General features: G+C 59.0%; 18 protein-coding genes and 1 pseudogene. 5 read left to right on the top strand and 14 right to left on the bottom strand.

The features are described 5' to 3' along the window. Positions 1-10 precede the first annotated feature (10 nt). The 7 genes from OYT13_RS06165 to OYT13_RS06135 form a co-directional block, all read right to left on the bottom strand. Complete coding sequence (locus OYT13_RS06165; protein WP_174976545.1) at positions 11-1,558, bottom strand: tripartite tricarboxylate transporter permease; 1,548 nt, start codon at positions 1,556-1,558, stop codon at positions 11-13. A gap of 2 nt (positions 1,559-1,560) precedes the next feature. Beyond that, complete coding sequence (locus tag OYT13_RS06160; RefSeq protein WP_268567441.1) at positions 1,561-2,019, bottom strand: tripartite tricarboxylate transporter TctB family protein; 459 nt, start codon at positions 2,017-2,019, stop codon at positions 1,561-1,563. Positions 2,020-2,164: 145 nt separating this feature from the next. Further along, on the bottom strand, positions 2,165-3,505 hold the full coding sequence (locus OYT13_RS06155) for an MmgE/PrpD family protein (RefSeq protein WP_268567440.1): 1,341 nt from the start codon (positions 3,503-3,505) through the stop codon (positions 2,165-2,167). 96 nt (positions 3,506-3,601) lie between these two features. Next, complete coding sequence (pcaF, locus tag OYT13_RS06150) at positions 3,602-4,801, bottom strand: 3-oxoadipyl-CoA thiolase (RefSeq protein ID WP_268567439.1); 1,200 nt, start codon at positions 4,799-4,801, stop codon at positions 3,602-3,604. 78 nt (positions 4,802-4,879) lie between these two features. After that, entirely contained in the window at positions 4,880-6,964 is a 2,085-nt protein-coding gene (locus OYT13_RS06145) for an acetate--CoA ligase family protein (protein ID WP_268567438.1), read from the bottom strand. A 6-nt stretch (positions 6,965-6,970) separates the two neighbouring features. After that, on the bottom strand, positions 6,971-7,762 hold the full coding sequence (locus tag OYT13_RS06140) for an enoyl-CoA hydratase/isomerase family protein (RefSeq protein WP_268567437.1): 792 nt from the start codon (positions 7,760-7,762) through the stop codon (positions 6,971-6,973). Positions 7,763-7,786: 24 nt separating this feature from the next. Further along, the gene (locus OYT13_RS06135; protein WP_268567436.1) at positions 7,787-8,764 is read right to left on the bottom strand and encodes a Bug family tripartite tricarboxylate transporter substrate binding protein; all 978 of its coding nucleotides are present in this window, start codon (positions 8,762-8,764) and stop codon (positions 7,787-7,789) included. Between the two features lie 307 nt (positions 8,765-9,071). On the opposite strand from OYT13_RS06135, the gene OYT13_RS06130 reads away from it, so the two are divergent. From OYT13_RS06130 to OYT13_RS06115, 4 genes are all read left to right on the top strand, one after another. Then, on the top strand, positions 9,072-9,893 hold the full coding sequence (locus OYT13_RS06130) for an IclR family transcriptional regulator (RefSeq protein WP_268567435.1): 822 nt from the start codon (positions 9,072-9,074) through the stop codon (positions 9,891-9,893). A gap of 404 nt (positions 9,894-10,297) precedes the next feature. Beyond that, a complete protein-coding gene (locus tag OYT13_RS06125; RefSeq protein ID WP_327198120.1) occupies positions 10,298-11,560 on the top strand; it encodes an MFS transporter in 1,263 nt (420 codons plus the stop codon). Positions 11,561-11,636: 76 nt separating this feature from the next. Continuing rightward, complete coding sequence (locus OYT13_RS06120; protein WP_268567433.1) at positions 11,637-12,374, top strand: substrate-binding domain-containing protein; 738 nt, start codon at positions 11,637-11,639, stop codon at positions 12,372-12,374. 188 nt (positions 12,375-12,562) lie between these two features. Continuing rightward, positions 12,563-13,981 carry an MmgE/PrpD family protein gene (locus OYT13_RS06115; RefSeq protein ID WP_268567432.1) on the top strand — a complete coding sequence of 473 codons (1,419 nt, stop codon included), beginning with the start codon at positions 12,563-12,565 and terminating at the stop codon, positions 13,979-13,981. Positions 13,982-14,084: 103 nt separating this feature from the next. Here the strand turns inward: OYT13_RS06115 and OYT13_RS06110 are convergent, their stop codons facing one another. Beyond that, positions 14,085-16,133 carry a 3-hydroxyacyl-CoA dehydrogenase NAD-binding domain-containing protein gene (locus tag OYT13_RS06110; RefSeq protein WP_268567431.1) on the bottom strand — a complete coding sequence of 683 codons (2,049 nt, stop codon included), beginning with the start codon at positions 16,131-16,133 and terminating at the stop codon, positions 14,085-14,087. A gap of 307 nt (positions 16,134-16,440) precedes the next feature. On the opposite strand from OYT13_RS06110, the gene OYT13_RS06105 reads away from it, so the two are divergent. Continuing rightward, positions 16,441-17,367, top strand: a complete 927-nt coding sequence (locus tag OYT13_RS06105) for a LysR family transcriptional regulator (protein WP_268567430.1) — start codon at positions 16,441-16,443, stop codon at positions 17,365-17,367. Positions 17,368-19,103: 1,736 nt separating this feature from the next. Here OYT13_RS06105 and OYT13_RS06100 read toward each other — a convergent pair. From OYT13_RS06100 to OYT13_RS06075, 6 genes and pseudogenes are all read right to left on the bottom strand, one after another. Beyond that, positions 19,104-19,409, bottom strand: a pseudogene (locus tag OYT13_RS06100) (integrase core domain-containing protein); the annotation flags it as partial. A gap of 23 nt (positions 19,410-19,432) precedes the next feature. Next, positions 19,433-20,962: a 3-hydroxyacyl-CoA dehydrogenase gene (locus OYT13_RS06095; protein ID WP_268567429.1), complete on the bottom strand. Its 1,530-nt coding sequence runs from the start codon at positions 20,960-20,962 to the stop codon at positions 19,433-19,435. Positions 20,963-20,974: 12 nt separating this feature from the next. Continuing rightward, positions 20,975-22,177 carry a 3-oxoadipyl-CoA thiolase gene (gene pcaF, locus OYT13_RS06090; protein WP_268567428.1) on the bottom strand — a complete coding sequence of 401 codons (1,203 nt, stop codon included), beginning with the start codon at positions 22,175-22,177 and terminating at the stop codon, positions 20,975-20,977. A gap of 345 nt (positions 22,178-22,522) precedes the next feature. Continuing rightward, positions 22,523-23,293: an SDR family NAD(P)-dependent oxidoreductase gene (locus tag OYT13_RS06085; RefSeq protein ID WP_268567427.1), complete on the bottom strand. Its 771-nt coding sequence runs from the start codon at positions 23,291-23,293 to the stop codon at positions 22,523-22,525. Positions 23,294-23,332: 39 nt separating this feature from the next. Beyond that, the gene (locus tag OYT13_RS06080) at positions 23,333-24,649 is read right to left on the bottom strand and encodes an MFS transporter (protein WP_268567426.1); all 1,317 of its coding nucleotides are present in this window, start codon (positions 24,647-24,649) and stop codon (positions 23,333-23,335) included. A gap of 205 nt (positions 24,650-24,854) precedes the next feature. Continuing rightward, positions 24,855-25,280, bottom strand: a complete 426-nt coding sequence (locus OYT13_RS06075; protein ID WP_268567425.1) for a VOC family protein — start codon at positions 25,278-25,280, stop codon at positions 24,855-24,857. Positions 25,281-25,559: the final 279 nt, after the last annotated feature.

Genomic DNA, 25,559 nt, shown 5'->3' with positions numbered 1-25,559 from the left:
CAGAAACAGGTCAGTCCTGCACCTTCGTGACTCGTCGCTGCATGCGCAAGCGAAAGCGCATGAACAACGAATCGGAACCCCACGCGAGATATGAGCCAGCCTGCCAGAACACGATGATTGCGCCGATTCCAAGGACGGTCGCGCTGATGGGGCGATTCACGAAGACTCCCAGATCTCCATGCGACAGCAGGAGCGCGCGGCGTACATTCGATTCCAACATCGGGCCGAGCACGAAGCCCAGCACAATGGGCGCGATGGGAAAATCCAGGACCATGAACAACGCGCCAACGAGTCCAAACGCGGCAACGGAAGCGACGTCGAACAAGTCATTGCGCATGCTGTACACGCCGACGCAAACGAAAAAGACTGCGGCAGGATAAAGAATCCGGTAGGGGACCTGCAGCAGCTTGACCCACACCCCAATGAGCGGGACGTTCAGAATCATCAGGATGGCATTGCCAATCCAGAAGCTCGCGATCAAACCCCAGAAGATGTCGCGATGCTCGGTAATCAGCAACGGTCCGGGTTGAATGCCTTTCAGGATCAAGGCCCCCATGATCAGCGCCATAACGGCGTCGCCTGGGATACCAAGTGTCATCGTGGGGATGAAATCGACCTGTGTCTTTGAGTGCGAAGCCGCCTCCGGGCTGGCGACGCCTTCAATGGCGCCTTTGCCGAAACGACTTGGATCCTTCGCAATCTTTCGTTCCAGCGCGTACGCGATGAAGGTCGTGATTGTCGGCCCCGTTCCCGGCATGCCACCAAACAGAACACCGACCAGCGTGCCACGAAGCGTAGGCGCGACCGCCTTGCGCAAATCGGCAAGCGAGGGGCGCATGTCACGCGCACGTACCTTCGCCCGCGTCACGACAATCTTCTCCCGATTAACGTGCATCAGAAAATCGGCGATGGCGAATACCCCCATGCAGATCGCGCCAAGTTCCACGCCGTCGTATAACGAAGCGCTGCCGAAGGTAAACCGGAACGTGCCTGTGATGAGGTCAGTCCCAACCGTTCCACACAGCAGCCCGAACAGCGTCATGGCGATCCCCTTGAGCGGCGAGCCCCGCGACATGGTCGAGCCGGAGATCAGTCCGAGAACCATGATGGCGGCAATCTCGGTGGGGCCAAACTTGAATGCCACACTTACGAGCAGTGGGGACAGGAAAATCATCACCAGAATGCCAACGGTGGCGGCAAAGAATGACGACAGCATGGCGACACCCAAGGCGGCGCCGCCCTTACCTGCACGCGTGAGCGGATAACCATCGATGCATGTGACGGCGTGAGGCGGATGACTTGGCAGATTCAGCAGGATTGCGCCAATTGCCCCACCGTACTGCGATCCATAGAAGATCCCGGCGAGCATGATGATCGATGGCACTGACGCCATAAAATAAGTCAGCGGCAGAAGGATCGAGATCGCAGTAATGGGCCCCATTCCAGGCAGCACGCCGATCAGGTTTCCCAACAGCACCCCAACGACAGCCCACATTAAATGAGTCGGCTGCAACGCGACGCTGAAGCCGTACATGAGATCCATGATGGTCTGGTGCATGATTACCACTCCCAGCGAAACGCCGGAAGTTGCAGGTGCAGCCCCCAACTGAAAACGACAAAGCAGAATACGGTAAGCACAGCGGCCATCAAAAACACGTCGCGCACGGGGTTACGCTGATCGGCAAAGCCCGCGATCACAACGGAGATGAACGTCGCCGGCAGCAATCCCATGTGCGCGGCAATGCCAACAAATGCCAAAACAGACAACAGCACAAGCCCGGCGCCTCGCCATGCCTTGACAGACGGTTTCGCCAGTACTTCGGTATTTTTCGACGTCGCTGCAATCAGCGTTCCGATTAGCAGCAACAGGACGCCCAGGGCGGCGGGAAAGAAGCCCGGCCCCATCTGACCAAGCGTGCCGAAGCCGTAGCTCTTGCTCTCGAACAGTACAGCGCCCCCCAATAGAAAGAGCAGCAACCCAGCCCACAAGTCCCGCCTGATCCACGCGTTTCTAGTCATTTTGTGTCTCCAATCTGTTCTGTATTGCTATTCGGCGCCAGGCCCTCGATCGGGGTCTACGGCGAAATTCAGGTGTTCAACGCAATCGTCACCGAATCTATTGCGGCCGCGTCACCAACAACGATTGACACATTCCGCCGTATGCTCAAGCGCCTCCGAGCCCAGCGACGTCAGGTCGATCTTCAAGACTCCACAACTGGCCCAGCAAATTGCGGGCCGACACCGCGCCAACGACAGGCGACACCAGTTCCATGAACTTCGCGTTCAATTCTTCGTCGCTGAGCGGTAGCTCGGGATCGCCCCTGCGGTGGCGTTGTACATGAACCAAACGCTCTCCCCCTTGCAACGTCACTTCCACGCGTGCTGAACGCTCACCCGGAAACGCCGCGTCCAATTCCGGACTCACGATGACTTCCGTACAGGTCATCAGACGGCGAACAGTTGGGTCTGTCAGTTGCGCGGGCGAAAACGCCTGCTGGCGCACACTTCCATTGATCAGTGCTGATGCGACCATGTAGCGCATGCTGAAGCGGGCTTCATTGGGCGTCAGCGGGTTGACATGGCAAGCGATCTCGACGGCGGGGCGATACGTCTCGATGGCGATGCGAGTAACATCATCGACGGCGAACGACGCATCTCGCCGCAGTTCGATTGCCGCGTCCACTGCTGCAAACGTGTGACCACACCCGACGTGGTTTTTGACCGTGAGTCGAGCGATGTGAAAATCGCGTCCCAAGGTCAGAGCAACATCGGACCAGTTCGCCTGACCGCTCATCGCCACCCCAAGACCACCCTCCCCTTCCAGCACGTCTCGTCCGCCCGTAACACCGGCAGCGGCGAGCTGCGCTGCTAGATATCCCCCCTCGGCGGCCCGGCCGGTATGGAGGGGTTTTGACATCGAGTCTGTCCGGAACGCCTGCTGCAGTCCGGCCGCAAATGTTGCGGCAGTCGCGAGTGCATGCCCATGGCCGGCTTCACCAAGCGACAGGGCGACCCCGGCGGCAGTCGCTGCGCCGAACGTTCCCACTGTTCCGCTGTTATGCCAATAGCGGTAATGGGCACGTCCCAGCGCAACACCGATGCGGGTCGATATCTCGTAGCCGGCAATCACGGCATGCAGAAAGCGCAGTCCGCTGCATCCTGACTGTTGAGCGGCGGCCAGGGCTGCGGCCACCGTCGCCGCACCGGGGTGATACATGGCATCCCGGAAGCTGTCGTCCACCTCCGCCGCGTGCGCTGCGGCACCGTGAATCAATGCGGCCGCACGTGCCGTTGCCTTCCCGCCGTTCAGCAAACATGCGCGACCATGCCCGAGGTCGTCCGCCAGGACCTGTGCGAGCATCGGCGTCGGCGGCGTGTCCAAGCCCGCGAACGCGGATGCAAACCAATCGACAACGGCGCGTTTCGCGTGATGCACGACCGCTTCCGGCGGGGGCGAAGTTTCCAGTGAGCTGGCATAGCGCGCCAGGGCTTCCGTCACCTGCATACAATCATCTCCTGCTAATCTCGATGCGCTCGAGCAACCGGCGCTGGGCGCAAAACCATTGCCGGTCGTGCGACACACGTATCGAACGGTCGGATTTCACACGCGTTCGACTATGACGGCCACACCCTGCCCCACGCCGATGCACATGGTGCACAACGCATAACACCCGCGAATACGATGCAACTGTCTGATCGCGGTGGTCGCGAGGCGTGCGCCGGACGCGCCCAGCGGATGCCCCAGGGCGATGGCCCCACCGTTCGGATTGACACGCGGATCGTCGTCGGCAAGTCCCAAGTCGCGCAGGACCGCCAGACCTTGTGCAGCAAATGCCTCGTTGAGTTCGATCACGTCGAGATCGTCCAAACGCAAGCCCGTCGCCGCGAGTACCTTTCGCGTGGCCGGCGCCGGCCCCATCCCCATGATTCTCGGAGGAACGCCCGCGGTCGCCATTCCCACGACACGTGCCAGCGGCGTGAGTCCATGCATCGCGGCGGCACGGTCGGTTGCGAGCAGTAGGGCGCAGGCACCATCGTTCACCCCTGACGAATTGCCCGCAGTCACAGTTCCATCCGAAGCCACCACACCTTTAAGCCGCGACAACGCCTCCAAGCTGGTTTCCCGCGGATGCTCGTCATGCTCCACAACCACGGAGTCCCCCTTGCGCTGCGGGACAACGACCGGTGTGATCTCCTGGGACAGAAGCCCCGACGCGCGGGCCGACAGCGCTTTGCGTTGTGACGCCAAGGCCATCCGATCCTGAGCATCGCGCTCAATGCCAAACTCTCGCGCTACGTTCTCCGCCGTCTGCGGCATCGAATCGACACCGAACCGCGCTCGCATTGCGGGATTGACGAACCGCCACCCAATCGTCGTATCTTCGATCGAGTTGGCGCGCGAGAACGCGGTGTCGGCCTTGGGTAGAACGAACGGCGCCCGGCTCATGCTCTCGACGCCGCCGGCAATCATCAGTCCCGCTTCGCCGGCCTTGATCGCTCGTGCCGCGGTTCCCAATGCGTCCAGCCCCGATCCGCACAGCCGGTTCATCGTCGACGCGGAGGTCTGCTCGGGTAGCCCGGCAAGCAGTGCGCTCATGCGCGCAACGTTGCGGTTGTCCTCGCCGGCCTGATTGGCGCATCCGAAAATCACGTCGTCGATGGCTTCCCAATCGACGTTGGGATTGCGCTCCATCAACGCCTTGATCGGGACCGCGCCAAGGTCATCGGCGCGGATTGAGGCAAGTGCCCCGCCATAACGGCCGAAAGGGGTTCTAATGGCGTCACAAATGTAGGCTTGCATGAGTTTGACTCTCGCTCAATGGGGATGGGTGGGGCGAAGTGGCCACCGAGGGCGCGCCAGTGTCGTTCTCCCGCCCCTTCAACTCTGCAAAACCGCGACGCCATCCACCGCACGCACGCCCCGCCCTGCCGGCAATACGATGACAGGATTGATCTCAGCCTCGACCAACCGTTCGCCCAGCTGCGCTACCATGCGCGAGAACGCGACAATTGCCGCGACCATCATGTCGACGTCGGCCTTCTCAGCGCCGCGGTAACCATCCAACAGCGGCCAGGTCTTGAGTTCGCGCAGCATGGCACTGGCGTCTTCTTCGCTGAGTCCCCCTTGCGGCGGCATCAACCGAAGGGTGGTGTCTTGAAGCAATTCGGCGCCCGTGCCACCCGCTCCCAGCAGGATCGCCGTACCAAGCGCGTCTCGATGCATGCCCAGGATCAATTCGACACCACCACTCACCATCTCCTGCACGAGGAAGCGGTCAGGGCGAAAACCGGCTCGTCGTTCCACTTCGGCGCGCATCGTTTCGAGACGCCCGCCCACCTCGGTCGCACTTAGGTTGAGCGCGACGCCGCCGACATCACTCTTGTGCGACGTCTCAGATGCCAAGAGCTTGAGTGCGACACGTCCGCCGATCTGCGCGGCGGCCTCCGCGGCCTCCGCCGCATTGGTCACCACGACTTCGCGCGGACCGGTAATCCCAAATTTGGCGAACAATGCCTTGGCCTGGGATTCGTCCAGCGCCCCCTTCGGCAGATCCTCAAGCGCGATGGGTTCGAGCGCCGGTTCGTCGTCGGCTCCCACCCACTGCGCATGCTGCAGCATTGCGCCAAGCGCTGCCGCGCATCCTTCTGCGGTGGTGAGCGCGGGAACACCTCGGCGGTTAAGCAGTGCGCGAATCTCCGGCGCATGCGGACTCACATACGCCAAGACTGGCTTGTCGGACGCGTGCATGCAATCCTGGATCGCACCGACCACCAGCTCAGGCATCGCCAGCGCCGACGACCCGACGATGCTGATCAGAGCGTCGTAGCTCGCGCTTTCCAGCAACGTGCGAATGGCCCCGCGCAGCAGGTCGGGACGCAATCCGGCCAACGTCACGTCGATGGGATTCCGATCGAGCACGGCGTGGTCGCCGGTCTGAAGCGCGCGCAACGCCTCGCTCGTGGGTTCGTCGGGGGCCGGCGTCTCGAACGCCGCCACACCGAGTTCGTCGGAGACCAAGGTCCCGGCACCGCCCGTCGAGGTCAGAACGGCCACGCGGCGGCCTTGCAATCGGCGCCCAACGGCCAACGCGGCGGACACATCGAGGAGGTCGTCAAAACTCTTGGCTCTGATAATTCCGACTTGCTTGAACAATGCGTCATACATGCGATCGGCACCGGCCATTGCGCCGGTATGCGACACGGCCGCCTTTGCACCTGCCTCGGAACGGCCAATCTTGAACGCGACGATCGGCTTGCCGGCGTGGGCTGCGCGCAAGGCCGCCATCCGGAATTTGACGGGATTTCTTACCGTCTCCACGTACAGCGCAATCACGCGCGTCGCGTCGTCGTCAACGAGATGATCGATGAAATCGGCAAGCTCCAGATCGGCTTCGTTGCTCGTGGAGACCAATTTGGACAGTCCGATGCCCCGCGCCGCGGCGCGCGACAGGAACGAACCCAATATCCCGCCGCTTTGGGACACAACGCCAATGGACCCGACCGGGAACTGTTCCATCTCCAACGCCCCCGTGGCCGATAGCACGATGCTGTCGGTCAGGTTGACGAGGCCAATCGTGTTGGGCCCGAGCAAGCGCATCCCACCGGCAGCGTCCAGCAACTCCTGCTGCCGGCGCTCCCCCTCTCCTCCCGCCTCCTTATAGCCACTAGCGAGCACGATTGCCGCCGCAGTACCGCGACGTGACAGGTCGCGCACCGCTTCAAATGCTCGCTCCGCCCCAAGCAAAACGATGCCGACATCCGGGACGGCGGGAAGCGCAGCAATAGTCGGATAGCACGCCAGGTCGCCAATGTGACTGACCTTGGGGTTTACCGGGTAGATATCTCCAGCAAAGCGGTGCTTGAGCAAATAAGAGACCGGGCGGCCAGACGTCTTGGCGGGATCCGCCGAGGCACCGATGACGGCAACGCTGCGCGGCTTCAACAAGCGATCAATCGCATCCATGGTGGGTCATTCCTTAGTGGCGGTTTTAGAGAGAAATGCTTGCACCGCCTCTCTGTGTTCGGTACTCGTGTAGCAAATGCCTTGCGCCTGGCTTCCTTGCGCGAAGATTTCGTGCACGCCAGACTCATACGACTTGTTAAGAATCCCCTTGGCCAAGGCAAGCGCGGTTGGGGATGCGGCGCTAAGCTCGGACGCCCAGGCCTTGGCGTCGGCCAGCAAGGTGTTGGCGCCCGACAGGCGGTCGGCAATGCCGAGCCGAAGCGCCTCGTCGGATGACACCTTGCGCCCGGTAAACACCAGTTCCTTCGCTTTGGCAGGCCCGACGCGACGCGGCAGGAAATACATCCCGCCGCCGTCGGGAATGATTCCACGAAGCGCGTACGACCACGCAAAGCTCGCGTACTCGCTGGCCATAATGAAATCGCACGCCAGTGCAATATCGGCCCCCAACCCTGCGGCCGCGCCGTTTACAGCTGCAATGGTTGGCTTGGGCATCGAGTAGAGCAGCGTCTGCGCGTGATGGACACGCTGTTGACGGTGCCAGCCGTTGAATCCCACTTCGCCGGACGGCGCACTCATGCGACGTTGCATGCCGGCAATGTCCCCGCCAGCACAGAAGCCCTTGCCTGCGCCGGTCAAGATCAATGCCCGAATGCTCTTGTCGTTCGCCACCGCTTCAAGGGCGTCGATGAACTCGCTTCGCATTTCGTCGCTCATCGCGTTTCGCTTATCGGGACGATTGAACGTAATGGTGGCGACCGAAGCGTCGCACTGATAGTCAATGAGTTCGTAGTTCATGAGTTGCTCGGCGATTCGACGCCGTCAGTTGGATTCAATGTGGTTTTCAACGATGACCTTGTGCCAACGTGCTTGTTCGGCCCGCACGAAACTCTCGAGCTCCTCGGGGGTACTCGCCGTAATGGACAACCCTTCATGCTTGATCTTTTCGGCAAACTCGGGCGTGTGCGTGGCTTGCGCCGCCGCGGCGCGCAACTTCTCAACGACCTGGGGCGGCGTACCGGCCGGGGCGAACAGGCCGTACCAGGCCTCGATCGAATAGCCAGGGACCGTTTGGGCAACTGTGGGAATTCCCGGGAATGCTGGCGAAGGATTGGGGGTCGTCACAGCCAACGCACGCAGCTTGCCGGCTTTCACCAGATCGGAAACTGCGGCCGCAGTGCCGAACATGATTTGCACGTGTCCGCCGAGCAGGTCCGTCAGTGCCGGACCGGCGCCCTTGAAAGGCACCTGGGTCAACGAAACTTTGGCAAGGTTTTGGAGCAACTCGCCCGCCATGTCTGCCGATGTACCGATGCCTTGCGTCGCAAATGTCACGCTGCCCGGATGCGATCTGGCTGCATCAACGATATCCTTCACGGTCTTGAACGGACTGTTGACCGGAACCACAAGCACCGTCGGTCCACGAGCAATCAACGAGATCGGCGCGAAGCCTTTCTCGGTCGAATAAGGCAACTGCTTGTGCAGACTGGGATTCACGACGAACGCGAACGTGTGCATCACGACCGTGTAACCGTCCGGCTTGCTGCGCGCAACCTCATTGGCGCCGATGATGGTGCCTGCCCCGGGACGATTGTCGATGACGACCGGTTGACCGAGCGTGCTTGCCATGCCGACACCGAGCGCTCTGGAGATCAAATCGGTGCCTCCGCCCGGAGAGAACGGTACGACGATGTGCACCGGCTGATCCGGGTACGCCGCGTGAGCCAAGGGAATAGTGACGCCGGTGGAAACGACCACGGCGCCCAGGCCGATCAGGGCCTTGCGCATCAATGCAAACATGCTTGTCTCCTATCTACGATTCGGTCTTATGCCTAAAGCCCCTCACAGTTCATGCACGGGCATGCCGAGTTGGGTAAAGCCAGTCTAGCCGCGGAGCGCACGAAATCCGATGGGCGATTTTCAAAGAGTGAAATTTCAATGCAGTGTCGATGCTGTTGGGGCAAAATGCCGTTCAGGCACTCAGAAGCGCAACAGTGACGCGCAGCAGCAAAAGTAGAGGGTGCCCAGACGCCTTCTGACGCCAACATCGACATCGATCCGTCGATACGAGGCCTAGGAGTCTCCTTCCTATAAGGGTTTGCCATCCATGACACGTCAGATCTCGCAAAGCGCGGCAAAATCGCTCCAGCCCGGCAAGCCAGGGCGCTCGCCTGCGAACCGCTCGCTTGAGCGAGGTATCGAAATCCTTCGCGCCTTTCGCCCGGGTTCGGAAGTCCTTGGCAACGGCGAACTCGCGGAGCGCACCGGGTTGTCGCGCGCGACGGTGACCCGCCTGACGCAGACGCTGACCGGTGCCGGCTACCTGCAACTCGATCGCAATGCTCGAGCGTACCGACTGGCGCCCGCCGTTCTGAGCCTTGGACATGCGATGAAGACTGGCTCTGGGTTACTGAAGATCGCCGCCCCCTTTATGCGGACGTTAGCGGAAAGTCAGCGCATCAACGTGGGCATCGCGGCACCGGATCGTGACGAGATGGTCTATCTCGAATCCATTCGGTACAGTCGCAGAGTGGCATTGCGCCAGGTGGTATCGGGCCAACGCGTGCCAATGGAGCTCACATCGCTCGGGCGCGCGTATCTGGCGACGCTCACCGACACGGAACGTCATGCGCTCCTCGAGTTCTTCGAGCGCAAGTGCGGCGCGCATTGGTCCACGATTTCCAAGGGGATCGACTTGGCGGCCGAGCAAATTGCCGCTCACGGATACTGCGCGGTTTCGTGGCAACCCGAAGTCATTGCGGTGGCAAGTCCAATACGTTTGTCTGGCGCCATCTATGTGCTCAACGTCAGCACGTCCACCAGCGATGCAATGCAGCCTGAGATCGAGCGCCTGGCCTTTCATTTGTTGAAACTCATGCGGGACGTGCGCCAAGGACTGGAAATGGCGCATCCGGGAGACATCGGATGAAGGCCGCGCCCCCCCCCATTTCTGAGATCGGGAAATGAGATTTCCCGGCCGCTTTAGCCAGCTTGAACGCGCAAGACCCACACCGTTACCTCCGCCGGTTCCCGACGCCGGATCTGCCGAATCAATTTCAATGTATGGAATTGCTCTCTTGTAGACCGCTGCGCAGACGAACTAATAATGATCATGTGCGCTAAGCACATGACTCAAATAATGACGGAGACAAACGATGCACCCACCCAATTCCGGATCATCACGGCGAGCAATCCCATTCGTCCGTGCTTACCCCTCCATGGACAAGGCACACGCGCAGATGCGTGCTGCCACGATTCGCTGAAGGGGCTCCCATGAAAGACACGACCCGGTCGAGGATTCCGGCAATACTCCGCGTGGCGAGCGGAAACTTCATGGAGATGTTCGATTTCTTTCTCTATGGTTTTTACGCGCGATACATATCTGCCGCTTTCTTCCCTAGCGAAAATCACTATGCGTCGCTCCTTCTTACGTTCGCTACATTTGGCGCGGGATTCCTGGTTCGACCGATCGGCGCCATCGTACTCGGCAGTTACATCGACCGCGTGGGGCGCCGAAAGGGGTTGACCGTCACACTCGGCATCATGGCGATTGGCACTATCTCAATCGCCGCCGTGCCCAGCTATGCCAGTATCGGGATCATTGCGCCGATCCTTGTGGTGCTCGGACGGTTGATCCAGGGCTTTTCAGCAGGGGTGGAACTCGGCGGCGTGTCCGTCTACCTTTCGGAGATCGCACCGCCGGACCAAAAGGGATTCTATGTTGGCTGGCAAGCGTCTAGCTTGCAGGTCGCGACGATGGCCGCCGCAGGACTCGGTTACCTCTTGAACACGCTCCTGTCGCCCGAGGTCATTCACGCGTGGGCTTGGCGCATCCCTTTCTTTATCGGCTGTCTGATCGTCCCGCTGATCTTTGTGCTGCGTCGCTCGCTGGAAGAAACCGAAGCGTTTCTGGCCCGCAAGCGTCCGCCGACGTTCGCGGAGATTACAACTTCGCTGATCACGAACTACCGACTGATTGTCATTGGGATGATGCTGGTGGTGATGACGACTGTGACGTTCTATCTGGTCGCTGTCTACACCCCAACGTTCGGACGAAGTGTGCTTGGGTTGAGCGCCACCGACAGCCTGCTCGCCACGTTCTGCGTCGGGTTGCTCAGCTTCTTTTGTGTCCCCGCCATGGGGGCGCTCTCCGATCGAATCGGCCGTCGACCGCTGCTGCTCGCCACCACCGGCTTGGCCATCGTGACGGCATACCCGCTGCTGTCGTGGTTAGTCTCGAACGTTAGTTTCGGCAATCTGTTGATGACGGAACTCTGGTTCGCGTTCCTCTACGCGGCCTACAACGGCGCCGCGATGGTAACGCTCACGGAAATCATGCCGCCGGAGGCCAGAACAGTCGGTTTTTCGTTCGCATTCAGCCTGGCCGTCGCCATTTTCGGGGGATTCACTCCGTTGATTTCGACCTGGTTGATCCATGCGACCGGCGACAAGGCTTCGCCCGCGTATTGGCTGATCTTTGCGGCGATTTGCAGCGGCATCGCAACGTTCATGCTACCGAAATCGAAAGCCGCGGCCGTTACGCCAAATGATTCATTTTCCCAATTGATTCCTTCCGCATCCCGGTCGGAAGACTAATCCCACGGAACAAGGTAACTCGACCGGGCTTTGCTCGGTCGCTTGCCAACCACCGCCTTTTCCCGATCACACAATAATGAGCGACACTCTCGAGAACGAACTGAAGGTTCTGACAACCGGAATCCTCAAGCAGCCTTTACGCGAACTCGCAAAGCAATTCGAAGCCGATCACGGATGCCGAATTGCGGCTTCCTGGGGCCCCTCCGCAGGTAACTCTCCCGAGGCCAATCAGGTTCGAATCAAGAATGGTGAACACGTCGATGTCCTGTTGATGGTCTGCACGGGCATGGATAATCTGATTCGCGAGGGCCATTTCAAGCCCATCGTCCGCAAGGACGTAGTGACCTCGAAGATTGGTGTCGCGGTACGTCGAGGACATCCGAGCGTGGATGTCACCAGCGTGGAGGCATTGCGGCAAGTGCTTCTGAACGCGCGCTCCATCGGGTATTCCGAGGGCGCGAGTGGGAGCTATGTCGAGAACACGCTGTTCAAGCGCCTTGGAATTCAGGCGGAACTTGCCGGCAAGATGCATCTCGTCTTGGGGCAAAAATTCGTCGGAGAAGCTGTCGCGAGCGGTGAGGTAGAAGTCGGAATACAACAGATCAGTGAACTGAAGCTCGTATCAGATATCACTATCTTGGGGCCGTTGCCCGACGCAGTTCAATACACGAGCGTGGTGTCCGGCGCGGTGTCGTCGAAAGCGCGCTGTCAGGACCTTGCCACGCGCTTCCTCGATTTTCTCTGCTCCGACGCCGCAACCGATACGTTGCTCAAAGCCGGGCTCGAAATTGCGCAGCGCCAGATCGCTCCGTAAGCGCCAGCGGGGGCGAATGTGATTTGCCGCCCCGCGCTTAGGGGCTCCCGGCCCCCGCTGGGTTGACACGGCAACATGGCCCCAGCGAGCATCGCGCGAAATCACCCACTTGTCGGACGTATGCCGACGCCCACCGCCGGGGTGACGATCTAACCGTCATCCCGTATGCAGCAGGACTCCCAACGACCATGGATTCCAAAAATCTGATCCGTCATTTGGCTCAGCATGTGCACTCGACACGCTTCGAGGACCTGACGCCAGCCGAAGTCGATCGCACCAAGCAATGCCTTCTCGATTGTCTCGGCAATATGCTGGCCGGGCGGTTCAGCGGTAAAGCGGACGGATTTCTTCGACACGCTGCCAGTAGCATCCAGCCGGATGGCGCGACCATCTTCGGGTTCCAGAAAGTTACCCTTGAGAAGGCAACCTTCTGCAACGCTGCCTTTTCCAGAGTCATGGACCTTGACGACGGACATCGCCGCGCCATGGGACATCCGGGTGTCGTCATCATTCCCACCGTGCTCGCCGTGGGCGAAGTACTACACGCCACCACCCAGGAAGCCATCGCGGCTATTGTTGCTGCCTACGACGTGTATGTCGAAATCGGTATGGCGATCAATCCGTATTCATACACCGTGAAGGGCTTCGATACCACGGGTGTCGCGGGAACCGTTGCCGCTGCGGCGGCCATTGCGAAGCTGAAACACCTCGATATGGAGACGACCAAGCACGCCATGGCCATCGCGGCCCTGCATAGCGGTGGCTTTATCGAATATCTGAGTGACGGCTCTTCGGGCAAGTTGCTTTGCCCTGCGTGGACCGCGGCAACCGGGCTCAGAAGTGTCGAAATGGCGGAATGCGGCTTCACTGGCCCCGACAGTGTGCTGGAGGGAGCGCACGGGTTATTCCGGTGCTTTTCCGAGAATGCCGACCTATCGAACTTCGGCGCGACGTTGGGCACGACGCGACACATCATGACGGCTTACTTCAAGGCACATGCGTGCCTGCGACGCCTTCATGCCGCGATTGACGCGCTGCTGGCTGCACGCAAGCGGCATGCGCTTTCACTGGAAAACGTTCGGCGAATTGTGGTTAATGCCGGCGACTTCGTCCTTAAGGCGGATGCACGGCGGCCAACAACGCTGGTGGCCGCGCAAGGCAGCATGCCATTCGTGCTTGCGGTGGCGTTGAGACATGGCAAGGTATCGCGTGAGTCGCTACAGTCGTCCATGGGGGACCCCGAGCTTGAAGCGGTCCAGGACACTATCTCGCTCAAATTCTCGGAGGCAATCTCGGCGCGCCAGGCTTCCGATTCGAGTCTATGGGGAGAAGTTCAACTGGAGATCGAAACGACAGACGGCCGCATCATTACCGAACATGCGGCGTTTGGCTCGGGAGAGCCTGAGGCCCCCATGTCATGGAACGAATTGCAAAGGAAGTTTGTAGATCAACTCCAGCGCACGCCCGCGGCGTCTGAAGCGCTCCGACTGGCGTCGTTTGTCGCCCAGTTCGACGCCATTGACGGCGTCGACACATTCGTCCAGACGATTTCGCTTGCGTGCCCCGCCCAGAACGCTGCGAACCCAGCCATAGCGCAGGGCAGTTGACGACGTCAGTGCCCGCCATCGACATGCGTTACCGATCATCGGGCGCGGGAACGTGACGACCGGCGCTATCGCGGCGTGCTGAACCGCACGCCGCGACGAACCATCAACGCATCAGGACGGATTCGAGGTCGCCCAGGACGAATCCGTGCCCGGCTTCCGCCGCCAATGTCTTCAGTTCCGCTTCCATCGCTGTGCGGTCTTGCTGCCGAGCCCAGAATACAGGCCCGCCTTCCCATCGAGGAAAGCCATAACCCTGCACCATCACCACATCGACATCGCTCGGGCGGCTTGCCACACCTTCCGCTAGCAGCAGCGCAGCTTCATTCACCATCGATAGCAAGGCGCGCCGCTGGATTTCGAGCGGCGATAGTTCCCGACGGACAATGCCGCGCGCTGCGCTTGCCCGCTCAATCAGTGCTCGAACGTGACTATCGGTCGTTCTCGATTGCTTGCCGTCAACGTAAGTGTAATAGCCTGCTCCCGCCTTCCGACCGATGCGCCCCGCTTCGCACAGCTGGTCTGGAACGGTGACGTAGCGCTCGCGCGGATCGCGCGTCGATGCCCGTGCCTTGCGCATGCGCCACGCAATATCAAGTCCTGAGAGATCCGCGACTGCAAACGGCCCCATGGCAAAACCCATCGCCGTCAACGCGTTGTCGATGTCCTCCGGCCATGCACCGTCCTCAAGCATGAACTCGCACTGTCGCCGATATGCACTGTAGATACGGTTGCCGATAAAGCCGAACGCGTTGCCTGTCATTACCGGGATCTTCTTGAGGGCAACGGCGAAATTCATTCCGGTCGCCATCACGTCGGCAGCGGTGTCGCTGCCACGAACCACCTCGATCAGCTTCATTACCTGGGCAGGACTGAAGAAGTGCAAGCCAAGCACGTCCCGAGGGCGCGATGTCACCGAAGCGATCGCATCAACGTCCAGGTACGATGTATTTGTCGCCAGAATGGCGCCAGCTCGCGCGTGGGCGTCGATCTGGCGGAAGACTTCCTGCTTGACTGCGAGATCCTCAAAGACCGCTTCTATCACGAGATCTGCCTGCTCCAGCAGTGCCCATGACGTACTCGTGGAAAGTCGCTGTGCATTCGACGTAGCGGTCTCGCTCAGAAGTTTGCCGGCGACCACGCGCGATTCATAATGTTGGAGAATGCGCTCGCGGCCACGCGCAAGCGCTTCGTCATTCTGTTCAAGCAGTAGCACATTCAGACCGCAATCGAGTGCCGAGATCGAAATGCCGGAACCCATCGTCCCCGCGCCAATTATCGCAACGCACTTTATCGGGCGCGCAGTAACCTGAAGGTCAGGCGGCAGCCTTGCTGCGTCGCGTTCCGCCTTGAACTGGTAACGAAGAGCTTGCGCGGCGGTCGTTTGCATGAGCGCGAGGAACAGTTCGCGCTCCCGGTTCATGCCCTCATCGAATGGCAACGACGACGCGCTGAGCGCATCAAGCAGCGCAGCGTACGCCGGCTGCAACCGTTGCCGCACCGTCAATTTTTCCCGCTGCGCCTTGATGGCATCCTGGACTCCACACACGTCAAGCGAGCGATCGCGTGCGCGCGGATAAGGGGTTCGTCGTTCGGCCATTTCGCTGGTCAGCGCAATGGCCGCGGCGATGACGTCGCTTGCCACAACCTCGTCAAACAGACCGATATTCGCAAGTTGACGAGCCGACTTGGGAATTCCGCTGGATGCCAGCGCGTGGGCCTGTTCGATGCCAATCAGGCGAGGCAACCGTTGCGTCGCCCCCGAGCCAGGAATAAGCCCCAAGTTAATCTCTGGCAAGCCAATCCGCGCATTCTCTTGAACGACGCGACCGTGACACCCGAGGGCGAGCTCCAGTCCACCGCCCAACGCCACGCCAGCGATGGCGGCAACGACGGGCTTCTCGCTCGTTTCGACGCGCGTAATCACCGTGCGCAGGATAGGTTCCTTCAGTTGAATTGGCTTCCCAAACTCACCAACGTCCGCACCCGCGGAGAAAGCCTTGTCATTGCCCGTCAGAACGATTCCGCGAATCGCGGGATCTGCCAAAGCGGTGTCAAGTTCATCGAGAATGCGCTCGCGCAGCGCGTGGGACAGACAATTGACAGGTGGATGATCGAGCGCGATGACCGCGATGCCGTTCAGGTTCTTGTACACGTTTACGCCCTCGTCATCGTACGGATGTGATGGCGCTCGCTTGCTCGCCCTCGATGTGGATCAAGTGCCGTCGTGGTGTTAGACGCGATAGTCATGAACCGCACGCGCGTGTCGGTTTTCCCATCGACAAGCAAACGCCCCACGCGAACTAAGTGCTGAGCGGTTTCAGTTCCGATTTCGCCGGTTTCTATGGCAAATGGCATTACATCTCCTTATGAACCCAACGTATTCTTCACCTATCGATTCGACTTGACAATTACAATGACAATTAACAATATGTTCAAAATTTTTTACATATAGAGATGCGATGGATGCCCACTCGCTGGTACTTTTTGTCGCGATCGTGGAAGCGGGTAATCTCAGCATTGCTGCGCGAAACATGAAGATGACCCGCGCCAATGTCAGTTACCACCTCACTCAGCTCGAGAGATCGGTCGGCATGCAATTGATGCGACGTACCACGCGGCGAGTGGAGCTCACGGAAGTCGGTCAGCGGCTTTATCAGCACGGCTTGGTCATTCGTGACGAAGTGTTGGCCGCCAACGAGTCCGTAGCGATGTTTGGCAAGAGCTTGCATGGATCGGTACGCCTGAGCGTGCCGACCGGATTCGGTCACGTCGTGATGTCGGCATGGTTGATCGAATTCAAGCGTCGCTACCCCGAGATCTCGTTGGATTTGCTGTTCGACAACCGCGTTGACGACCTATTGCGAGAAGAAGTTGATATTGCCGTTAGAGTCATGTCGGACCCGCCTCAGAACATGGTCGCTGTCGAGCTGGTGCAGGTCCGCCACATCATATGTGCCTCTGCGGATTATGCGCATGCACATCAAATGCCAGTTCGCCTGGACGACCTCCGCAACGTTCCGCTGATCACTTCATCCGTCGCCGGGCGCGACCTGAGAGTTTCTGCATATGAGGATGAAGAACGACGCGAATTGACGCTACATCCCACGTTAGCTTCAGAGAATTTCCAGTTTCTGCGGGAGGCGATCCTCGCTGGTCTCGGCGTTGGGCTAGTCCCCGACTATGTCGTCGAGCATGACGTGAACGAGGGGCGGATTGTCACAGGGCTGCAGAACAGGCGCTTGAGCGTATTTGGAGCACGCATGTTCCTGCTTCGGATGCCCGGTCGATACCAGACGCTTGCCGTTCGAACGCTGATCGACTTTGTCGTTGAAAAAGCTAGGGCCTGGGGGAAGTCCAGCGGTCTAATGCATCCGGACACTGATTAACGCGAGAATGCTCACCGAAATTAACAGGCGTCTGCCATCAGACACGGCAGATGACAGTATCTGCAATCCCAATAGGGGAATTCGGCATCGAAATATATGAGCAACTGACACTGTCAGTTTGATCTAGTCCATCCTTATGCACATTAGCTGATCTCACATAACTCTGAGTTCACGGGCAACACAATATTAGTTGCAGTCCCTAGCGCCTACGTGGACGTTTTTCCAACGCGCTATAGCGCCGCGGAGCAGAGCCACTGCCTTCTGACACAGGGTGTGCCGGCTCCACTCCGCGCCCCCCCCGATCCGAACCCTATGGCTCATCACGGAAGCTGACCGAAGCGCAACCATCGCTATTGCTCGACACGGCGGAGTACGAGCCGAGCCGAGCCGAATATAACTACAGAACCACGTTGATAATCGAGATCCCCAAGAACCCAACGAATCATTACATCGCAACGACCGCGCCACCGGATGGATCTGGATCGCCGTCTGTCTCGTCGTCGCATTTATTGCGGCGTCCAGCCATTTCCCTCAACAATTGCATTTCCTGGCCCCCAAGTGCTTTGGCCTCTGGGTCGCGGGCACTTTGCTCGGATGTGTGGGAGTGGGGTTGGGAGACGCCGTCCGGGGAATCTTTCAGCCGAATGTGCTTGTGACAAGCAGTAGAATCTCCGACGCGATCCGGGCACGTATTTGCTGGGCAAACGGCCCGCAAGTGGTCGAAATGTACGTTGGCCCGGTAACCGGCACGAGCGTTATTGCCCGATGGCTTGGGGGAGTCTGTTTACAGTCACTTTGCCCACGCCATTACGAATTTTCTCGTGATGGGCCAACTGATGGTCTGAAAAACAAAAATCCCCGCAAATCATTGATTTTACGGGGATTCTTGAACAGCTTTGGCGGAGCGGCGAGTCTGGGAATGGTTTGTCTCACGCCATTCCCCTGAAAACAGGGAAATTTGCAGGGAATTCGGACCTTTCTCATTCCCCCAATCTGGCCATTTACCAGATGCTGTGTGGGCTGCGGCGCGCTGGTGACCACGACGACTGACTCGAAACAGCGAATAACAGGGAAACATCCGGGACGAACGCCGCGGCCGACGACAGCCGCACGCCTGATATGACTTTCGTTCTACAGGTGAAAGGTTTGGTGAAAATCACGTTGCCCGTTTGATTCAGCGGGCTGGGCAGCAAACCCGGCGACGCCAACGTCGGTTAGTACGTCAGCATTCCACATGCGTAGCACCCAATCACCTGCAACACCACTTCGAAGCTAGCGAACCGAATCAAAAGTGAGTGGCAGACTGCACGTGTGCGCCCCCCTCTCGCGTCACATGCAACGGCGGCGGAATTTTCCGAGGCTCCTGCTCCGCCCTTCTGAGACGCTTAACCCATCATCTCTTCAAACGCTCGTTTGGTTTGATCGGGTATTCCTTAATTTTTCGGCTAGCGGTTACGCATAGACTGGCATGACCGTGACGCAATGTCGTGCCCCCGCTCCACGGATTTGTGGCCTATCCATCGTGATGGGCCTTTTTTATAGCGGCGGGGCCGTCACGCTGTTTCCTTGATCGCGTTCCCGCTAGCTCTACCACACCGTTCAGGCGCACGAGGTGTGATCCGCATTGGGAAATCCGGACCAACTGCTGTTGCGGCTTAGGATGAGGCTGATCTGCTCGGCTATTTCGGGCCAGTTTGAATGTTAGTTTTCCGGCGCCTTGAGCCTGAACGGCTCCTTCAAATGCCCGCCTGTAAAGCAAATTCCGCAGGCGGGATATTGCCCAGAGCCATGTGAGGCCGACTCTCATTGTAGTCAATCCGCCATGCCTCGATGGATGTCTGGGCATGCTCAATCGAGTCGAACCAATGTGTATTCAGACATTCGTCGCGCAACGAGCCGTTAAATGACTCCACATAGGCGTTGTCCGTGGGTTTGCCTGGTCGAGAGAAATCCAAGGTTACGCCATTTTCATACGCCCAGTGATCTAGCGCATGCGAAATGAATTCGCTTCCGTTATCGACCTGTATTCGTTTCCGCGCCCCCCCCCCCCGCGCCGACCGTTTGGTCAATCAATCATCGTAAGAGGAAGGCCCAAGGATGCTCGACGCGAAAGCCATACGCCAGGACGATAGCGTGGATCAGCGTAGACAGCCAAAAGTCCTTTAAGGACTGTAAGGATCCGCTGAGCACCGATGCGCCCACCGAATGCCAGTGGTCCAAGCGGGTAACCTAGTCCCAGTCGAACCGCTTCGTCGATATGCTCAGGACTTGCGATCCGTTGCTGTGCGATCTCGCAGGCCGTGTTCACAATGCTTGCGACGATCCGCTGGGCGACGAATCCGCCTGAATCCCGAATAATCGACACAGGTGTTCCATCCATCGAGAATAAGGTCTTCACACGACCCACAACTTCCTCCTGTGTTGCCGGCGTCGGCATGATGACACGTCTTACACCTCGGTCAAGGCCCAAAAGGGTGTCGATGGCAATCAAGCGCGTCGCATCGAGCTTTTCAGACACCGCACAACTCGTAGCGTCTTCACCAAGCGGAGTAACCACGATTAATGCGCGCTCGGTGGGCGTCGTTCCATCTTCTATTTCGACGCCGAATGACTGAAGCAGATCCCGTACAAGCCGCCCTTCATCGGCGTGGCGGCTACTGACCCATACCGGCTGGTTTGCAACCGGCGCAGACTCTAACGGCGACTGGCTTGGGGGTAGGATCTTTGCGCCATTGTCGTACCCATAAAATCCCGATCCGCTTTTACGTCCCAGCACCCCTCCGGCCAGTCGTATCGCAGTGATGGGAGAGGGACGGAAACGCGGTTCATCATAGAACTGTCGATAAATTGACTCCATCACAGGGTGGGAAACGTCAAGGCCGGTCAGATCAAGCAATTCGAACGGTCCCATTCTAAAGCCCATCTGCTCACGGACAATCTCGTCGACTGTTTTCTCGTCGGTCACGCCCTCTTGCACAATTCGCAGGCCCTCGGTATTAAGCGCACGGCCTGCATGATTGACGATAAATCCCGGCATGTCTCTGCATTCAACGGCCTTATGTCCGAACCGACCCGCGATAGCGACAAGGTATTCAATCGTCTGGTTGGACGATTGAAGTCCGCGAACTATCTCAACCACCTTCATCAGCGGGACCGGATTGAAAAAGTGGAAACCAGCGACGCGGTCCGGGCGGCGGCAGCCAGCGGCGATCGCCGTGATAGACAAGGACGATGTATTTGATACCAGCACCGCGTCTTCGCGCACAACGTCCTCTAGCTGAGCGAAGAGTGAGCGCTTTACATCCAGTCGCTCAACGATCGCCTCGACGACAAGGTTGCATTCACTTAACTCGGAGACGGCGCCGACTGTCTGAATTCGGCCTAGCGCCGTCGTAACGTCGGCCGCTTCAAGTTTGCCTTTGCTGGATAGTTTGTTCAGGATTGCACTGATGTTCTCGACAGCACGCGTACGAGCCGCGGCATCGATGTCCATCAGACGCACCGCATAGCCAGCGACCGCCGCTATCTGAGCGATGCCTTGCCCCATTGCGCCGGCACCGACAATACCGATCGTTGAATTTTCCACTGGTGTCATCTGACAAGTCCCTCAAACGCGCTCAATTACGACCGCGATGCCTTGGCCCACGCCGATACACATCGTGCAAAGTGCGAAGCGGCCGCCTGTGCGCTGAAGTTGATAGCTCGCCGTCGTTACGAGACGTGCTCCGGATGCACCGAGAGGATGCCCTAATGCGATCGCGCCACCGTTGGGGTTGACGCGGGGATCATTGTCGGCGACGCCGAGCATGCGCAACGTTGCCAGTCCTTGCGACGCAAACGCTTCGTTCAGTTCGATCACATCCATCTGTTCGATGGTCATACCCAAACGCGCTAGCAGCTTCTGCGATGCCGGCCCGGGACCGATTCCCATCACGCGCGGCGGCACGCCCGCCGTCGCGATGCCGACGATTCGCGCACGCGGCGTCAGACCGTGGCGCTTCGCGCTTTCCTCGTTGGCGATCAGCATGGCGACGGCGCCATCGTTCACGCCCGACGCGTTGCCCGCCGTCACGCTGCCGTCCGGACGCACGACCCCCTTCAGCTTCGCTAGCGCCTCGAGACTCGTTTCACGCGGATGTTCGTCCTTATCGACGACGATCGCATCGCCTTTTTTCTGCGGAATCGTCACCGCGACGATTTCATGCGCGAACATGCCGTCCTTCTGCGCACGCGCTGCCTTCTGCTGCGAGCGCATCGCGAACGCGTCCTGATCCTCACGGCTGATCTTGTAATCCTCGGCGACGTTTTCGGCGGTTTCGGGCATCGAATCGACGCCATACAGCTTCTTCATCAGCGGATTGACGAACCGCCAGCCGATGGTCGTGTCGTGGATCTCGGCATGTCGCGAGAACGCTGTCGTCGCCTTGCCCATCACGAACGGCGCGCGGCTCATGCTCTCGACACCGCCAGCGATCATCAGACTCGTTTCGCCCGACTTGATCGCTCGGGCAGCGACGCCGATCGCGTCCATACCCGAACCACACAGGCGATTCACCGTGGTGCCCGGAACACCGACCGGCAAGCCCGCGAGCAGCGCCGACATGCGCGCGACGTTGCGATTGTCTTCGCCCGCCTGATTCGCGCAGCCGTAGATCACTTCCTCAACGGCTCCCCAATCGACGTCCTTGTTCCGTTCGACGAGCGCACGCAGCGGCACCGCGCCAAGGTCATCTGCGCGTACAGACGCAAGCGAGCCTGCGTAACGACCTATCGGCGTGCGAACAGCGTCGCACAAGTAGGCTTCAGCCATGTTAATTCTCTTGTTCGGAGAGAGCAGCTAGCCACCCGACAGTCCAATAGCAAACTTGTGGTTCACCCGCCCATCGCTGTCGCTGACATGAATAGGAGGTGCATGGCGGCAGCTCGGAATAAATCGTTCCGCGCTCTTGCGCAACGATAGATGGATGAGCACTGGATCGCCTGACAGCGTTGGCAAGGACAACGTCACGTCGCATCTGCCTGGCTGACGCTACATGTCGCAGCCTCGGGGCGGGACAAGGTCCAGTGCGGAGCTGCCGCTCCGCAAGCCACAGCGCTCATCTCAGATAAAAGGGTCGCCGTTTGTCAGCGGCAATATGGTTCAGCCGCTGCTGGACTAATGAATGTGGCTGCCGCCGTTGACGTCGATGGTCGCCCCTGTGACATAGCCCGCGAGGTCCGATGCTAGGAAGAGGCAAGCACCCGCAATCTCAACGGGCCGACCCGCACGTTGGAGAGGAATGGTCGCGGCGATTTCCTTCTGTCGTTCTTCCGACATTCCATCCAGCATGCCGGTTTCCGTCATCGACGGGCACACGACATTGGCTCGAATTCCCATTGGCCCAAACTCCCGAGCGATCGTGCGCGTCAGGCTGATGACGCCACCTTTCGACGCTGCGTAATGCGCACCGCCGACCAGACCGCCGCCGCGCTGTGCGGCGACGGAAGCAACATTGACGATGGCTCCGCGTTTCTGCTCGGCAAACACTTCAAGCGCGCTCTTACACAGATTGAACGTTCCCTTGAGGTTTACGTTCATGATCCGGTCGTAGTCGGAGTCCTCGATCGTAAGCATCGGCTGCGCCTTCACAATCGCTGCGCTGTTCACCAGGCAATCCAGCGACCCGTAGCGGGTGCGGACCTCATCGAACAAACGGACGCAGTCCTCACGGATGGCAATGTCACACCGGATACCGATGACTTCGGAATCGCGGCCAGTCTTGCTGTCGATGGACGCCTTGATCTCGCTCGCCAAACCGTCATTCATGACGACATCGACAACGACGATCTTTGCTCCATGCTCTGCGAACAGTTCGGCCGTCGCGTACCCGATTCCCCTGAGCGAACCCGCCCCAACAATTACACAGACCTTGTTTTCCAACAGCACGATGCTTACTCCCTCAGATTCCAATGCGCGAAGCGCAAATTAGCGTTTGATGTCGAGATGGCCAGTTTCTGGGCTTGCGATGATGGCAATAAGCGAGGCCACCACAACGACCGTACAGAAGGCCGTAATCACCCAGGTCTGCCCGTTCGCTTGCTGAAGCAGCCACGCGCAGATAAAAGGTGTGGGACCGCCCATCAGCAGATTCGCGCCGGTATAAGCGGCTGCGGAGCCCGAGTACCGAACTTTGGTGGGGAAAGGCTCTGCGAAGAACGCTGGCTGTACGCCGGACTGAATCTGAAGCGAGCCAACGAATGCTGCCATCGCGAAAAAGATGAGATACCAGTTCTTGCTGTCAAGGAGAGCGAAATAGGACAGTGCAACCACAAGCGTTAGCACCGACGCAATCAGCATGGTTGGCTTACGACCGATTCGGTCGCTCACTGCACCACCCGCAATTACCGTGAAAATCGCGAATACGTTCGCCCCCATCAGGCAGAGAAACGCCGTCTGGCTTGAGAGTGCAAGATTCTTCGTCAGATAGCTCAGCGAAAACACAGTAATGACGTAGAAGCACGCCGTCGGTGCACACCAGATAACAAGCAGCCTTAGAATGGTTCCCGGATACTGAGCGAAAGCCTTCATCAAAGGAACGCGTTCTTCCTGCCCTTTGGCCTGCGCCTGCACGAACGCTGGCGTTTCCGTTACGCGAAGGCGGATATAGATGCCGAGAATGACCAGGAGGAAGCTCAAAAGAAACGGAACACGCCAGCCCCAGGACTGAAACTGCTCCGCGCCGAGCACGCTGGTCAGCGCAAACAGCATGCCACTTGCAAGCGCGGCACTCAGCGACGATCCAATATTGATGAACGATCCATATAGGCCCCGTTTGTTTTGTGGAGCATGCTCCATCGTCATCAGCTGTGCGCCAGTCGCCTCGCCGCCGAGTGCGAAGCCTTGCAGGAAGCGCAGGATTACGAGGCACAACGGTGCGGCAAAGCCAATGGTCGCGTAGGTCGGCAAACAGCCGATCAGGAACGACGCAGCGCCCATCAGCGACAACGTGTAAAGCAGGATGTTTTTGCGCCCGATGCGGTCACCGAGCATTCCAAAGAACAGGCCACCAAGCGGGCGCGCGAAGAAGCCGATGCCGAAAGTAGCGAAAGCCGCAAGGAGCCCCATATTGGGGTCCATCTGAGAGAAAAATAGCTTGGGAAAGACGGTCGCCGACACCGCGCCGTACGCGGTGAAATCAATCCACTCCAGCGCCGAACCGACGGTACTCGCGACGGTCGCTCGCTTTGCCATCGAGGATGTCGACTGCGGCTCGGCCGCTTCCAACGTAAGTGTTTCGCGCATTTGACTTGTCTCCTGCTCCATATTTATGTGGCCTTCGACCACTTTGTCTCAGGACGCTGAGGCCCTGTTAAGCATCTTCTGACTGTGCTTCGCCCGACGGTTGCTACGCACACAAGGGGGAAGCTAACGTTCCGCTGCTGGCTGGCGACCAATACCCACCAGTCGCCTACGTGCCGGAAAGTGTTAAACGCTGGTGCCCGCCTGATTACTTGAAAACGTTCGGCTGGTGGACCTCAATAACATTGCCGTCCGGGTCCTGGAGGAACACTTGATGCCAGCCGGCGATTGCCCACCGGCCGTAATCCGAATATCGAATGCCGAGTTGATCGAGTCGGCGCTTGAAGCCTTCGATGTCGTCCGTGCGGAAGCAGAAGTGTCCGCGCGCCATCGGATTGACGATCTGGTTCATCTTGAAACCGGTGTCCAGATCCCGCTCTGCCCAGTGAAACTCGATATCACCATCGCTGAGGAAGTCGACCTTGCCGTTGTAGCCGGTGGTCGTACTTTCGGCATTCACGCGCGTGTGTTCTTCGTCCTTGATAGTGCCCAGGTCGAAGAGCGTTTGGTAGAACTTGGTCAGGCGCGGGAGACTGTCAGTACACAGGTTGAGGTGGTGAAACTTGAAGTTCATGTTGGGCCTCTGCGGGTTCAAAAGTACGGGGGGTAGGAGCTGTCGCCCCGAGTCGTGAACAAGTGCTGCCTGGGAGTAGGTCAGCGCGTTTGTTCAGCGCTTGAAGAGAAGTTATGACGTTTCACTGATGAAGTCAACTATGCATAGGTGAAAACACCTACGATTTTTTGTTGGCAACATGTGGCTTATATCGTTAATTTTTCTCGTGAAATGGCCAAAATTTACGGAAATTTTCGGCTTCTCCCCTATCTATCAGTGTCCCGCAGCCGACGGTGATGT

It is taken from the genome of Pandoraea sp. XJJ-1 (genome assembly GCF_026802345.1).
Classification (GTDB): domain Bacteria; phylum Pseudomonadota; class Gammaproteobacteria; order Burkholderiales; family Burkholderiaceae; genus Pandoraea; species Pandoraea cepalis.
This window is presented reverse-complemented; position numbering and strand designations above follow the sequence as displayed.

Bases quoted from the DNA above. Each gene is read 5' to 3' on its own strand.
- pcaF (WP_268567439.1), bottom strand. From the start codon at position 4,801: ATGCAAGCCTACATTTGTGACGCCATTAGAACCCCTTTCGGCCGTTAT.
- OYT13_RS06165 (WP_174976545.1), bottom strand. From the start codon at position 1,558: ATGCACCAGACCATCATGGATCTCATGTACGGCTTCAGCGTCGCGTTG.
- OYT13_RS06075 (WP_268567425.1), bottom strand. From the start codon at position 25,280: ATGAACTTCAAGTTTCACCACCTCAACCTGTGTACTGACAGTCTCCCG.
- OYT13_RS06120 (WP_268567433.1), top strand. From the start codon at position 11,637: ATGAGCGACACTCTCGAGAACGAACTGAAGGTTCTGACAACCGGAATC.
- OYT13_RS06160 (WP_268567441.1), bottom strand. From the start codon at position 2,019: ATGACTAGAAACGCGTGGATCAGGCGGGACTTGTGGGCTGGGTTGCTG.
- OYT13_RS06155 (WP_268567440.1), bottom strand. From the start codon at position 3,505: ATGCAGGTGACGGAAGCCCTGGCGCGCTATGCCAGCTCACTGGAAACT.
- OYT13_RS06125 (WP_327198120.1), top strand. From the start codon at position 10,298: ATGGAGATGTTCGATTTCTTTCTCTATGGTTTTTACGCGCGATACATA.
- OYT13_RS06115 (WP_268567432.1), top strand. From the start codon at position 12,563: ATGGATTCCAAAAATCTGATCCGTCATTTGGCTCAGCATGTGCACTCG.
- OYT13_RS06105 (WP_268567430.1), top strand. From the start codon at position 16,441: ATGGATGCCCACTCGCTGGTACTTTTTGTCGCGATCGTGGAAGCGGGT.
- OYT13_RS06095 (WP_268567429.1), bottom strand. From the start codon at position 20,962: ATGACACCAGTGGAAAATTCAACGATCGGTATTGTCGGTGCCGGCGCA.
- OYT13_RS06145 (WP_268567438.1), bottom strand. From the start codon at position 6,964: ATGGATGCGATTGATCGCTTGTTGAAGCCGCGCAGCGTTGCCGTCATC.
- OYT13_RS06080 (WP_268567426.1), bottom strand. From the start codon at position 24,649: ATGCGCGAAACACTTACGTTGGAAGCGGCCGAGCCGCAGTCGACATCC.
- OYT13_RS06130 (WP_268567435.1), top strand. From the start codon at position 9,072: ATGACACGTCAGATCTCGCAAAGCGCGGCAAAATCGCTCCAGCCCGGC.
- OYT13_RS06140 (WP_268567437.1), bottom strand. From the start codon at position 7,762: ATGAACTACGAACTCATTGACTATCAGTGCGACGCTTCGGTCGCCACC.
- OYT13_RS06135 (WP_268567436.1), bottom strand. From the start codon at position 8,764: ATGTTTGCATTGATGCGCAAGGCCCTGATCGGCCTGGGCGCCGTGGTC.
- pcaF (WP_268567428.1), bottom strand. From the start codon at position 22,177: ATGGCTGAAGCCTACTTGTGCGACGCTGTTCGCACGCCGATAGGTCGT.